Source organism: Microbulbifer mixtoriginis (SeqCode) (assembly GCF_052467945.1).
Window position 1 is genome coordinate 3757650 of the sequence record NZ_CP174328.1, and the last position, 13100, is coordinate 3770749.

10 protein-coding genes are annotated in these 13100 nt (G+C 48.4%); 8 read left to right on the forward strand and 2 right to left on the reverse strand.

All coding sequences use genetic code 11. The features are described 5' to 3' along the window. Positions 1-5 precede the first annotated feature (5 nt). Together ACJJIJ_RS16240 and ACJJIJ_RS16245 are read left to right on the forward strand one after the other, a co-directional pair. Complete coding sequence (locus ACJJIJ_RS16240) at positions 6-629, forward strand: transglycosylase SLT domain-containing protein (RefSeq protein WP_252083598.1); 624 nt, start codon at positions 6-8, stop codon at positions 627-629. 212 nt (positions 630-841) lie between these two features. Further along, entirely contained in the window at positions 842-1222 is a 381-nt protein-coding gene (locus ACJJIJ_RS16245; RefSeq protein WP_252083599.1) for a DUF4168 domain-containing protein, read from the forward strand. A 178-nt stretch (positions 1223-1400) separates the two neighbouring features. Here ACJJIJ_RS16245 and ACJJIJ_RS16250 read toward each other — a convergent pair whose 3' ends face one another. Next, positions 1401-1715, reverse strand: coding sequence for a helix-turn-helix domain-containing protein (locus ACJJIJ_RS16250; RefSeq protein WP_444883000.1), 315 nt, complete (start codon positions 1713-1715; stop codon positions 1401-1403). A 452-nt stretch (positions 1716-2167) separates the two neighbouring features. On the opposite strand from ACJJIJ_RS16250, the gene ACJJIJ_RS16255 reads away from it, so the two are divergent. Continuing rightward, a complete protein-coding gene (locus ACJJIJ_RS16255) occupies positions 2168-3202 on the forward strand; it encodes an AraC family transcriptional regulator (RefSeq protein ID WP_444887405.1) in 1035 nt (344 codons plus the stop codon). A gap of 107 nt (positions 3203-3309) precedes the next feature. On the opposite strand, the gene ACJJIJ_RS16260 is transcribed toward ACJJIJ_RS16255, so the two are convergent. Further along, positions 3310-4551 (reverse strand): OmpA family protein, encoded by a 1242-nt coding sequence (locus ACJJIJ_RS16260; protein WP_444937903.1) that lies wholly within the window; start codon positions 4549-4551, stop codon positions 3310-3312. 377 nt (positions 4552-4928) lie between these two features. Here ACJJIJ_RS16260 and ACJJIJ_RS16265 point away from each other — a divergent pair, with 377 nt between their 5' ends. From ACJJIJ_RS16265 to ACJJIJ_RS16285, 5 genes are all read left to right on the forward strand, one after another. Continuing rightward, the gene (locus ACJJIJ_RS16265; protein WP_444937904.1) at positions 4929-6137 is read left to right on the forward strand and encodes an acetyl-CoA C-acetyltransferase; all 1209 of its coding nucleotides are present in this window, start codon (positions 4929-4931) and stop codon (positions 6135-6137) included. A gap of 9 nt (positions 6138-6146) precedes the next feature. Continuing rightward, entirely contained in the window at positions 6147-8303 is a 2157-nt protein-coding gene (locus ACJJIJ_RS16270; protein ID WP_444937905.1) for a 3-hydroxyacyl-CoA dehydrogenase NAD-binding domain-containing protein, read from the forward strand. A gap of 141 nt (positions 8304-8444) precedes the next feature. Continuing rightward, the gene (locus tag ACJJIJ_RS16275; RefSeq protein ID WP_252083605.1) at positions 8445-9593 is read left to right on the forward strand and encodes an acyl-CoA dehydrogenase family protein; all 1149 of its coding nucleotides are present in this window, start codon (positions 8445-8447) and stop codon (positions 9591-9593) included. A gap of 242 nt (positions 9594-9835) precedes the next feature. Further along, positions 9836-11029, forward strand: coding sequence for a CaiB/BaiF CoA transferase family protein (locus tag ACJJIJ_RS16280; RefSeq protein ID WP_252083606.1), 1194 nt, complete (start codon positions 9836-9838; stop codon positions 11027-11029). A 488-nt stretch (positions 11030-11517) separates the two neighbouring features. Beyond that, positions 11518-13053: a cryptochrome/photolyase family protein gene (locus tag ACJJIJ_RS16285; RefSeq protein ID WP_252083607.1), complete on the forward strand. Its 1536-nt coding sequence runs from the start codon at positions 11518-11520 to the stop codon at positions 13051-13053. The last annotated feature ends 47 nt before the right edge of the window (positions 13054-13100 follow it).

Sequence of the window (13100 nt, forward strand, 5' to 3'; positions counted from 1 at the left end):
ACATTATGGGAAACAAGAATAAGAAACTGCTGGCGGCTCTGTTGGGTGCCGTGACACTGAGCGCGGGCTGTGCCACAAGCCCGCCGAGCAACCTCGATAATATCTGCTCTATTTTTCGTGAGAAGAAGAGCTGGTACCGGGAAGCCAAGGCTGCCGAGGAGAAATGGGGATCACCTGTGGCTGTTATGATGGCCATTCTGCACCAAGAGTCGCGCTTTGTGCATGATGCACGCCCCCCGCGCACCAAGATCCTCGGCTTTATTCCCGGTCCTCGGCCCTCGGATGCCTATGGCTACGCCCAGGCACTCGGCAACACTTGGCGCGGATATCAACGTTCCAGCTTTAACTATGGCGCCGATCGAGATGATTTTGGCGACGCTATCGATTTTGTTGGCTGGTATAACAATACCAGTGCGCGCCGCTGCCAAATCCGCACTCGCGACGCTTACCACCTCTACCTGGCTTACCACGAGGGGCACGGCGGCTTTAATCGGCGTAGTTTTAAAAATAAAGCCTGGCTCAAGAAGGTTTCCCACAAGGTTTCTGCAAAAGCGCAGCGCTACCAGCAACAACTCAACAGCTGTGAGCAGTCTCTGCCAAAACGCAGGAAGTTCCTCGGCCTGTTTTAGCCCTGAGCCACCGCCGATAAAAATTGCTGCGGTGGCGGGGAATGGCGCCACAGCCGCTCTGAAACTGACTACCCTGAAACTAATGTCTCAGAGTTGATTGCCAACGCTTTCAATTACCGATGGATTCCGCAGCAACACCCAGGCATTTGAGCAGTGTGACTGGGTATTGCTCTGTAGAAGCAAAAGCGCCCCCCAACTTTCAGGAGTGCCCAATGAAATTCCCTTTTAAATATCTCGCTCTTTTCGCCTTGTTGCTCACAGTGCCCTTTGCGACCGCCCAGACAGCAACTTCACAGGCCGAGGCCCCAAAAGTCTCCTTCAGTGAACCCCAGCTCAAGCAGTTTGCTGATGCCTATCGCTCAATCGTGATGTTGAGCCGGGAGTATGCCCCCAAGCTCAAGGCCGCTGCAGATATCAAAGAGGCTGAAGCCCTCAACAAGGAAGCGCAGGGCAAGATGGTCGCAGCTATTGAAAAGGCAGGGTTATCAAAGAGTAAATATCAGGAAATTGCCAGCAGTATTAAATCTAATCCTGCCCTACTGGAAAAGGTCAATAAAATACTGCAACAGGGACATAACCAAAAACCGCAGTAATTCCGACACAATATCTCACTGCACCGCCAATCTGCTCAATTAACAAATAATTGGATTTCGTCGCCGGCCACTGGTCGGCGCAACTTTTCAATTGTGCATACGTGTTTGTGCTAATTCCGGTCAGCTGGTTTTCAGAATAAATAAGATGCTTTATTGGTGAGTATCCGCGAAGAAAAGGCTATTCGATGCTGACTCCCAGCACCCGACAGATCACCGATAAGTTGCTTTTTACCCAATTGCGGTCGAATGAGCCCCAGTCGTGAAGCCGGTAATAGCCATCATTATGGCGCACCCCCTCCTGAATAAACTCCACCTGTGTGCCGTGGCCTGGTAACCCCTTGGCAATAATGTCCTGAACCGTGCGTCGCGGCCACCCGGTAGCCTCTTCCAGGGCTGGATTGTTGGGGCGGGGAATCTGTTCAATCAGATAGGCGATCAACATACGCCGACAAATAGTCGGATTCAGCTGGCTTTCGACGGATGCTGACGGCATCGGGCCACTCCCTCATTGGCATGTTTAGGTTATTCTTATCTTATCTGACTTTTCAGTCTAATTTATAGCTACCCTACGAGACGCTTTATCCAAAAGCTGATCATTGGGTTTATTGGACCATTTATACTCCCTATGCCTGGAGAAAAACATAGTCAAATACTGGAGGACTTGCTCCTCACGCAAAGAGCGAAGAAAAGTGATACTGCTACGACCACTTACACTCTATCTGATAAGTGGTGGCGATAAATCAATGAACATACGTCTAACTTCGTGGAAAAAGCTGCAATAGCTACAGTTTTCATTAGCGCTCCTTTACCGTGCAGCTCGCCAGAGTTGCCCTTTTCTTACACCCGCTGGGGATAAACCTGACTTTCACGCTCGCTTTGCGCATAATCTCTGCTTGCACGTAAAAATTACATCCAGCAAACAAGATCACGTTGAGGGCTGAGACAGTGGAAAGCGAGACTCCCAAACTCCGCGATGCGGACCCAGGTATCCTCGCCGCAGTAGTTCGCGCCCAGCTGGTGGGCGCCCAGGCAGCGGGGCTGGATTGCCAACAGTTGCTGCGGGACAGCGGGATAGATCCCGCCCATCTTGAAGATTCCGACAGCCGCATCGGCCGTGAGCAGATGGCCAGTCTACTGCGCCTTGAGTGGGATTTATTGAATGATGAGTCAGGCGGGTTTTTAGCCCGCCCCTGGCTACCGGGTACTTTTGCCATGATGGGCCACGCCTGCATCAGCTGCCCCAACCTGCGGCGAGCTCTATTGCGCTCAGCACGCTTTATCAGCATGGTCAGCGACGACCTGCATATCAAACTGGTAGAGGATGGCGAAGAGGCCAGGCTGATCATTCATCACAGCAACGAAAAACAATTGCCTAATCAGATTTTCGTAGAGTCCATTGCCGTTATCTGGCTGCGCTTTTTCAGTTGGCTGATCGATCGCACCATTTTGCTCGAACGGGTGTTATTGGCCTTCCCGCCACCGGATTACAATGAGGACTACTGCGATATGTTCCCGTGCCGGCATTACTTCAACCAGGCTGAAACCTGCCTGGTTTTTAATACCCGCTATTTACAAATGCCGCTGGTGCGGGATGAGCAGCAACTGGCAGACTTTTTATCCAGAGCACCGGAGTGCCTGCTCACCCAATATAAATCTGACCACAGCTTTACCGGTCGTATACGCCGTATGCTGCAACAACAGAACAGTATTGAGAATCTCTCCCTCGACGATGTGGCTGCACGCCTGTTCACCTCCCCACAAACGCTGCGCCGGCGCCTAAAAGACGAGGGCAACAGCTGGCAGGACATCAAAGACTCTGTACGCCGTGATATGGCCGTGTACCAGCTAAAGCAGCAGGAAACCGCAGTGGCAGAAATCGCCGAACGACTCGGCTTTTCTGAACCCAGTGCTTTCAATCGCGCATTTAAAAAATGGACCGGCCTCGCCCCCGGCGCCTACCGCGAGAAATTTCGCAGCTGATTGCCAGCATTAAATTTCCAACATTAATGGGCGTTTTTTATCGCTCCACAAAATAAATAGCCCCACAGAAATGTAGGGCTATTTGCTTGCCAAGATTGTGAAAATATCTATTCGGTATTAACCACTCGTACACTAATACGCTCATTGTTCATCGGCTGCGGTGTTGTTTGCCCTGTCTCACTTTCCTGCACAGGTTTAGCGGATCCCATACCGGTGGCCGTCATACGATTAGCCGCAATCCCCTTTTGCAGCAACAGCTCCCGCACAACATCCGCTCTCTCTTGCGAAATTTCCTGCTCTTTAATTTCATTGCCCTCCCCTTGTACATGCCCTTCAATAGCAACCGTAAGCTGTGGGTTTTCCTGCATAATTTGTGCAAGTGCATCAATATCAGCGGACTGGGGATCAAGAATTTTTGCCGTGCCCTTTTCAAACTTCACTCGCAGAATAAATTCCTGGTTCGGGTCCCGATCAAAGCTCTTCAAGTAATCCCGCAAGTTACTAGAGAATTTATCCGGGCCCAACTGAGCCTGGGCGCTATTTTCATTGGGAGGAGTATCGCCAGCAGGCTGTGAGGGCGCTTCCATAAAGGCCTGTTCCTGTGGAGTCTCAAAAGGCTGGCCTGCCGCTTCCTCCTGCCTACCCTTGTCCATGCACATATTTAAGGCATAGAGGGCAATTAGTACCACTAATAACGGAAAAAACCAGCTGCTAAAACTTACGGGCTTTTTCTTTTCCACATGGCCATGCAGGGCTTGTTCCCGAGGTTCCTGAGGCTTGGCATGGCCATGGGTAACCAGGGCGGCCCCCAGATTATCAAACCCTTTTACATCAAGAGCATCCAGGAGTGCATCAGGGACCTTGTTGCGTAAAAACTCTCTCTGACCAATTAAAAATGAAGCCAAGTCAGAGACGTCCATTTTGTTGGCTTTTACCTGAGCGCCTAGCAGGGCCATCACCAGTGGCAACACCAACTTTAATAGGTGGCCACCTTCATTACCCGGCAGTTCTGTAGTGGCTACTTTGGTCACTTCTTCGACCCGGGTACCAAATACTTTTTGCAGCATGGCATCACCGGCTGGCAGTGAGGCTTCCAACTTTGCCTTATCTGCAAACTGCTGCAAAACACTGGGGAGATCCGCAACTTCAGTGTCCGTAACCATATTGAACAAGTAAGCCATACCAGTTTTACTACTGGCTTTATTCAGCATGCCTGCAAGAACAAATGCGATTCCAGTATCCAGTGCTGACTGACCTTTCTCTGCCGGAAGGTTGAGTGCAGATGCCAGGGTACCGATACCCGAGCTGCCCAGTTGGCTCGCCGCCAGTTCCAGTAGATTCTCTGCCATAGTCGACCCTCACTGCCAGACAACCGCAAGCTAAAGCCACTCTTTAAATGGTGTTGGTGATGAATCAACCCAGATAAAGGCTTTTTCCTGTGAGCCAAAACCCACAACTAAATTTTTCGGTGGGGCTATTGCGGCTTAAATACAATCTAATCGGCTGCTATTCGCTGGCCGAAAATAAAAAATAAAGCGCCTTATTTGAGTGTACGGCACACCACTCATCGAGTTAGTTTGATTTGGAATAAGTAAAGTAAAAAGATTCGCTGCATTAATTATCTGAGCTGACAACCACGTCACCCCCCCTGGCGTCTTTCATCATTGCGCCGAAACCCCACACAACTATGGTTGTACCCACAATCAAAAATAAAGAGGCCATAACCGTGCCCAGTGAAGCCTATATCTACGATGCAATCCGCACCCCGCGTGGCAAAGGAAAACCCAGCGGCGCGCTGCACGAAGTCAAACCCATCACCCTACTCTCCAACCTGCTGCGCGAATTGCAACAACGCAGCCAACTGGATACGGCCAGGGTCGATGATGTGGTAATGGGGTGCGTAACACCTGTCGGTGAGCAGGGCGCTGACATCGCCAAGGTCGCCACACTCGGTGCCGGTTGGGACTGGGATATTGGCGGCGTCACCTTAAACCGTTTTTGTGCCTCCGGTGCCGAAGCTGTTAATTTAGCCGCCGCCAAGGTCCGCTCTGGCTGGGAACAGCTTGTAGTGGCCGGTGGCGTTGAGTCTATGTCGCGGGTGCCCATGGGCAGTGATGGCGGTGCCTGGGCTATGGACCCACAAACCGCCATAGAAACAGGCTTCGCACCCCAGGGCATCGGAGCCGACCTAATTGCCACGCTGGGGGGCTTTTCCAGGGAAGATGTGGATAACTTTGCTCTGAACTCCCAGCGCAAGGCTGCAAGTGCCTGGCAACGTGGTGCCTTCAACAAATCCGTAATCCCCGTGCGGGACCAGAACGGCCTGTTACTTCTCGATCGCGATCAGTTGGTGCGCCCAGAAACCTCCATGGAGGGGCTTGCCAATCTCTCCCCATCTTTTACTGCCATGGGCGACCTCTGCTTCGATAGCGTAGCGATTTCCCGCTACCCCCAGGTGGAAGCTATCGAACACGTACATACCGCTGGCAACTCCTCAGGCATTGTGGACGGCGCCGCCGCCATTCTTATCGGCAGTGAGCAGGCCGGAAAAGACCTGGGCCTGACACCCCGGGCACGTATCGTCTCCGCCGCAGTCGTCGGCACCGAGCCCACCATCATGCTGACTGGACCCGCTCCCTCCGCTCGCAAAGCCCTCAGGGCTGCGGGCCTAAGCGCCCATGACATAGACCTGTACGAAGTCAACGAAGCCTTCGCTGCAGTAGTGCTGCGCTTCCAACATGAATTGGATATTGACCCGCAGAAGATCAATGTCAACGGCGGCGCTATCGCTATGGGTCATCCTCTCGGCGCCACTGGTGCCATGTTAATTGGCACCGTGCTTGATGAATTAGAGCAACGTCAGTTGCGCTATGGCTTGGTCACTCTATGTGTAGGTGGCGGTATGGGCGTGGCAACTATTATCGAAAGAGTCTAGGGGGAAAATATGAAATCTATACGCTTGGAAAGAGACAGCGATAACATTGTCCACCTGATTATGGACAACCCCAATGCCTCCGCCAATGTAATGGATCGGGATTTTACAGACTCACTACAGGCCGCGGTGGAGGAGATAAAACAGTGGGACTATGCGGGGATTATTGTTCGCTCCACTAAAAAAACATTTTTCGCCGGCGGCGATCTCAAGTCCCTCTATGCCGCAAAGAAAAGTGAGGCTCAGGAGTTTTTTAACTCTTGTGAGGCCCTTAAGGGAAACTTGCGCTGGCTAGAAACTCAGGGCAAACCTGTTGTAGCGGCAATCAATGGTGCCGCTCTCGGCGGCGGCTGGGAAATTGCCCTCAGCTGCCATCATAGGATCGCCTTGGAAGACAACTCAGTAAAAATAGGGCTACCGGAAGTCACTCTTGGGCTGCTGCCTGGTGGTGGAGGCTGTGTACGTATGCCCCGCTTGCTAGGTATTCAAAATGCACTGCCCTTCCTGCTGGAAGGTAAGCAGGTAAAAGCCAAGCAAGCATTGGCAAGTGGTTTAATTCATGAGACAGCCCAAAATGCCGGAGAGCTGCTCAATAAGGCTCGGGACCATATCCTCAGCAACAGTGAACAACCGAGCCTACAGCCCTGGGATCAACCCGGTTACCGTATGCCCGGCGGTGACGCCAAAAATCCTAAAAATGCCCAGCTGCTGATGATTGCCCCCGCCATGCTGGAAAAGAAAACCCACGGCTGTATGCCCGCTCCTGAAGCGATACTGGCGACGGTTATCGAGGGCGCCCAAGTGGATTTCGACACCGCCACGCGTATCGAATCGCGTTACTTTGTCGACCTCACTTGCGGTCAAGTAGCAAAAAATATGATCGGTACCTTCTGGTTTGCTCTTAACGCGCTGAAGGCCGGCACCTCTCTCCCACCAGCCGCTCGCGAATCGAAAACCACAGCTATCAAAAAGATCGGCATACTCGGAGCCGGAATGATGGGTGCCGGTATTGCCTATGCCTGTGCCAGCAAGGGCATTGAGGTGGTGCTGAAAGACATTTCCACCGAGGCAGCCTTAAAAGGTAAAAACTATGCAGAAAAGGCACTGCAAAAACGTCTGGAGCGCGGCCGAACAGACGAGGCACACGTACAGACTATCCTGTCTCATATTCACCCAACAAATAATGCCGCCGACTTGAGCGGTTGTGAGTTGATCATTGAAGCAGTGTTCGAGGACCGAGAGTTAAAAGCCGAAGTTACCCGCGAGGCAGAAGCCCAACTGGATAACAGTGCTGTCTTCGCCTCTAACACCTCCACACTACCAATTACCGGCCTGGCTCAGGCCTCTGCTCGGCCAGATAACTTTATCGGCCTGCATTTTTTCTCCCCGGCAGACAAAATGCCGCTGGTGGAAATCATCTGTGGTAAGCAAACCAGTGAAGAGACTTTGGCCCAGGCTTTCGCCTTCGTTTTACAAATCGGCAAGACGCCGATTGTTGTTAACGATAGCCGAGGCTTCTTCACCTCTCGGGTCTTTGGCTGCTTTACCAATGAGGGAATTGGCATGCTTGGCGAAGGGATAAATCCCGCCACGATTGAAAATGCAGCATCCCTGACCGGATTCCCAGTAGGGCCTCTAGCTGTGAGTGATGAGGTCTCTCTCACCTTAATGGGAAAGATTCGCCAACAGACGATTAACGACCTGCAGAAGGAGGGTAAAAGTGTCCCCACACATCCTGCAGAATCTGTAATTGATCATATGCTGGAACTTGGCCGCGCCGGCAAGTTGGCGGGTGGCGGTTTTTACAGCTATCCAGAAGGGGGTAAGAAACACCTTTGGCAAGGCCTGCAACAGGAGTTTCCAGCGGCCAAACAACCCCCTGTTGAGGATATCAAGGAGCGCCTGTTATTTATCATGGCCATAGAGACACTGCGCTGCTACGAAGAGAAAGTGCTACGCAGCGTGCGAGAGGCCAATATAGGCTCAATTTTTGGTATTGGTTTTCCTCCCTGGACCGGCGGAGCCCTGCAATATATTAACCAATATGGCGTTGAAGCTTTTGTACAGCGCGCCCAAAAACTTGCCGAAACCTACGGGGACAGATTTTCTCCCCCGGAAACATTAATAGCACTCGCCGAGTCCAGAGAGGAGCTGAAGGATACCCATTAGTCACATAAAGACTACGAAGTCGCTGATGAGCGAGAAGACTCAGCAGTATTAACGGGGCTGCCACGGCCGGGCAGTCCCGCAATTGCACAAATGCGAAGAGTCTACAATTCCAGATAATAAAAACGAATGTTGGAGTTCAGAATGATACCGAGAACCGTTTACAACGAAGACCACGAGCATTTTCGCGATACCGTGCGAAAGTTCCTCGAAAACGAGGCCATCCCCTTTCACAGTCAGTGGGAGAAAGATGGGCAGGTCGATCGTGCTCTTTGGAATAAGGCTGGTGAAATGGGCTTTCTCTGCCCTCAAATCTCCGAATCCTACGGCGGCCTTGGGCTGGACTACGGCTATAACTCTATTATCGATGAGGAAATCGCCCGTGCAGGTCTTTCTGGCATCGGCTGGGGGCTGCACTCCAATATTGCCGTACCCTACATTATTAATTACGGCAGTGAAGAGCAAAAAAAGGAGTACTTACCTAAATGTATCAGCGGTGAAATTGTAACGGCCATCGCTATGACAGAGCCCGGCGCGGGTTCCGATCTGCAAGGAGTAAAAACAACCGCAATCAAGCGTGGCGATCACTATCTACTCAATGGTTCCAAGACATTTATAACCAATGGCCAGCACGCCGATCTAGTTATCGTTGTTGCAAAAACAGACCCCAGTGAAGGGGCTTCCGGAGTAAGCCTGTTATTGGTTGATGCCAAATCGGAAGGATTCAAAAGAGGCAATAATCTGGAAAAAATCGGCATGAAAGCTCAGGATACCTCCGAGCTTTTCTTTGATGATGTCAGAGTACCCCAGGAGAATTTACTGGGAGCTGAAGGCCAAGGTTTTGTCTACCTAATGCAGGAATTACCACAGGAAAGACTCAGTGTGGCTATTTTTGCCATTGCCAATGCGGAAGCGGCATTAGGGTGGACTATTGACTATGTACGAGACCGCAAAGCCTTTGGAAAACCTATAGCCGCATTTCAAAATACACAGTTCAAACTGGCAGAACTGGATAGTGAACTCTCTTCCCTCAGAGTCTTTGTGGATCGTTGCCTGGAACTCCATTACGAGAAAAAGCTTGATGTAGCCACTGCAGCAAAAGCCAAATTACTCGCTACCGACTTCCAATGTAAGATGCTGGATGAGTGTGTTCAGCTCCATGGTGGATTCGGCTATATGTGGGAGTATCCTATTGCCCGCTCCTGGGCTGACGCCAGGGTACAACGTATTTATGCAGGAACGAATGAAATAATGAAACTCATTATTTCCCGTGAAATTCTCCGTGATAACTAAGTGCAATAACCCGGCGGTCTACACTATCGCCGGGTTCACCCTGCCACTGTATTAATAAGAGAACAATTAATCGCCGATCCAATTTACGATTTCAGCTACACCAACCTCTATTTGCCATCAACTAATAAATATAACTTTTCCACACAATTCGTTCATACTTGTCATACAAAAGATTAATTACATGTTTAACTTCTGAAAATTCCTTTACGTAAACCTCCAAATAATAATATATAAAATAAGTAATGAATAAATCTATCACCCCCCTGCAAGGCCTACGTATACTCGATTTCACCACCCTGCTTCCAGGTCCATACGCCACTATGTTATTAGCGGACATGGGTGCGGAGGTTCTACGTATAGAGTCGCCGAATCGTCCGGATATGCTTAGGGGGCTTCCTCCTATGATCGACAGTGAAGATCCCGTTTCCGCAGCTCATGCAACAATTAATCGCAACAAAAAATCTTTGGCTTTAGATTTAAAAAGCCATGAAGCAAAGAAAATTATTGAAAAACTACTCTCTGAATACGACATTGTTATTGAACAATTCCGCCCAGGAGTCATGGATAAGCTTGGTTTTGGCTATGAAGACCTCAGTGATATACGCACAGATATTATCTATTGTTCAATCACCGGATACGGACAAGATGGCCCTCTTAAAATGCGTGCTGGGCATGATATCAATTATCTTGCACTCTCAGGGCTCGCCAGCTATTCCGGTCGGCAGAGCAGCGGACCCAATCTGAGTGGTATGCAAGTTGCCGATATTGCCGGTGGATCCCACCATGCAGCCATGGCAATTCTTGCCGCCGTGTATCACCGCCAACAAACAGGCAGCGGCGGCTATATCGATATCAGTATGACCGACTGTGCCTATGCTTTGAATGCCATATGTGGTGCCAGTGCTCTCGCAAATGGTGGAGATCCTAAGGTGGAAATGGAACTGCTTAACGGTGGAAGTTACTATGATTATTACCGTACAGCTGATGACCGCTATCTATCCGTTGGTAGCCTTGAACCTCAGTTTGCCGAAGCTTTCTTTCAAGGAATTGGGCATCCGGATTGGATGGTTCGGGTACTAGAGAGCGATCAGCAAGAGAGCTTGAAACAAGATATCTCCGAGGTTATACAACAACGTAAGCTGAGTGAATGGATTAATATTTTCTCTGATCTCGACGCCTGCGTTGAGCCTGTTCTCAACTTTAGTGAAGCAACAGAAAGTAAATTGTTCAAAGAACGGCAAATGGTTGTAAACGCAAAGACCAAAAGTGACAGCCCTCTCCTACAGATCAACACGCCCTTCAAGTTTAATGGAAAGAAAAATATACAACACCAAGCAGGCTCCAAACTGGGTGCCGATAGCCGATCCCTACTGAGTTCACTAGGATTTAACACTGAGGACATTGACCGACTAATTGCTCAAAAAGTTATCGTTTAGATCAACTCAAAAAACTGCCAGAGGAATAACTTGATCCAGAATCGCCCGAACATTCAGATGCATAAGAAATATTTGAAGTAAAGCAGTCTTAGGTACTCTCTGAAAAATCGCTAAGCCTACAATTCAAGTCGTATTTACATCCTTCGGAGGTTTTGAGGTTTTGAGGTTTTGAGGTTTTGAGGTTTTGATCAATTGTAAATGGTAGCAGTCAACTTTAAGGACTCTTAGGGTTTATGCCCCTATGCTATTTCTCACTTAAATAGCGTCAATCAATAGGCAAAATAAAGCAGCTATAACAATCCTAAACAGTGAACACATACAGTGCACTATAATCATAAAATCAATGACTTTGGCGTAAAAGCGTAACTTCAATCTGCGATGAACTACTAAACTTTAGAAGTTATGAGACCTGAAAAGCATACAAGTAGCTTTACTCTTAACCAAATATAACCTTTTGACAAAAACTGTATTCCAAAAAGGCTTTCCTTTTGAAAACGCTACGATTAATACTCGGCGACCAGCTCAACCATAAGCACTCTTGGTATAAATCAAGCAGTCCAGATATTTTCTACCATATTGCCGAGATACGACAGGAGACAGATTACGCCATTCATCATATTCAAAAAGTGGTTGCCTTTTTTGAATCCATGCAAACGTTTGCCGAGTGGCTGAAATCACATGGCCATCAAGTCATTTACTATCAGATTGACTGCAAAGAAAATCGACAAAATCTTAAAGAAAATATTCGACAAATAGTTGCTCAGCTAGATATTCAGAGATTTGAATATCAACTACCTGATGAGTATCGTCTTGAAGAGCAACTAAATACAATAGTTCAAGAATTGCAGATAGAGTATAAAGCCTATGACACAGAACATTTTCTAACCACCAGAAACCACTTGAAGGATTTCTTTAAGGGAAAGAAAACTCTCTTAATGGAAAGCTTCTATCGCCATATGCGCAGGGAAAACAATATACTTGTCGATAAAAAGGGGAATCCTGAAGGAAACCAGTGGAATTTTGATAAAGGGAATCGAAAAAAATGGAGTGAAGACCCTCAAGTTCCCCGACAATACCTATTTCGAAAGAATGTGGAAAAAACACTTAAACGTATCCAAGCCGCAAAAATAAAAACCATTGGTTCTATTAACGCCAAGCATTTTACCTGGCCAACAAGTAGAGAAGATAGCCTCAAAGTCCTTAACCATTTTTGTAAATATCTTTTACCACACTTCGGCGATTACCAGGATGCGATGGACCCCAACGAGGCCTACCTTTTTCATAGCCGCCTGAGTTTTTCTCTTAACTGCAAATTACTATCTCCCAGTGAAGTTATCTATCGCACTATTGATCATTGGAATTCCAACAAGAAGGAAATTCATATGAATCAAATAGAAGGATTTGTCCGGCAAATTCTTGGCTGGCGGGAGTATATGCGCGGCATTTATTGGCAAGAGATGCCAAACTATACGAAAATCAACAAACTACAAAATCATAATTCGCTGCCCAATTTCTATTGGACAGCGCAAACGGATATGTACTGCCTTAAAAGCGCTATCAAAAACAGCCTTGAGCATGCCTATGCCCACCACATTCAGCGTTTAATGATAACTGGTAACTTTGCTCTTTTAACACAAACCGACCCAGACCAGGTAGATGCATGGTATTTAGGGATATATATCGATGCTATTCAGTGGGTAGAGTTACCGAACACTCGCGGTATGAGTCAATATGCCGATGGCGGACTGGTCGCAACAAAGCCTTATATAAGCAGTGGCTCGTATATCAATAAAATGAGCAACTATTGTGATAACTGCCGATACGATGTAAAGAAGAGAGTTGGTGAAGGTGCATGTCCCTTCAATAGTCTTTATTGGAATTTTCTCTTAGAAAAGCGCGACTATTTTAAGAAAAACCCAAGAATGTCTATGATGCTCAGCCTCTTAGATAAATTGACAACGAAGGAAAAAAAAGACATCCAAGCTCAAGCCAATAGTTTCATAAATTCTTTAAGCTGCAATTAGAAAATTCACTCTTCTGCTCCAGCCAAAAGGCTTAAATAAAATAACCT

What these genes read in the sequence shown, in the direction of transcription:
- ACJJIJ_RS16240 (WP_252083598.1), top strand. Translation starts at nt 6, where the DNA reads ATGGGAAACAAGAATAAGAAACTGCTGGCGGCTCTGTTGGGTGCCGTG.
- ACJJIJ_RS16245 (WP_252083599.1), top strand. Translation starts at nt 842, where the DNA reads ATGAAATTCCCTTTTAAATATCTCGCTCTTTTCGCCTTGTTGCTCACA.
- ACJJIJ_RS16250 (WP_444883000.1), bottom strand. Translation starts at nt 1,715, where the DNA reads ATGCCGTCAGCATCCGTCGAAAGCCAGCTGAATCCGACTATTTGTCGG.
- ACJJIJ_RS16260 (WP_444937903.1), bottom strand. Translation starts at nt 4,551, where the DNA reads ATGGCAGAGAATCTACTGGAACTGGCGGCGAGCCAACTGGGCAGCTCG.
- ACJJIJ_RS16270 (WP_444937905.1), top strand. Translation starts at nt 6,147, where the DNA reads ATGAAATCTATACGCTTGGAAAGAGACAGCGATAACATTGTCCACCTG.
- ACJJIJ_RS16275 (WP_252083605.1), top strand. Translation starts at nt 8,445, where the DNA reads ATGATACCGAGAACCGTTTACAACGAAGACCACGAGCATTTTCGCGAT.
- ACJJIJ_RS16280 (WP_252083606.1), top strand. Translation starts at nt 9,836, where the DNA reads ATGAATAAATCTATCACCCCCCTGCAAGGCCTACGTATACTCGATTTC.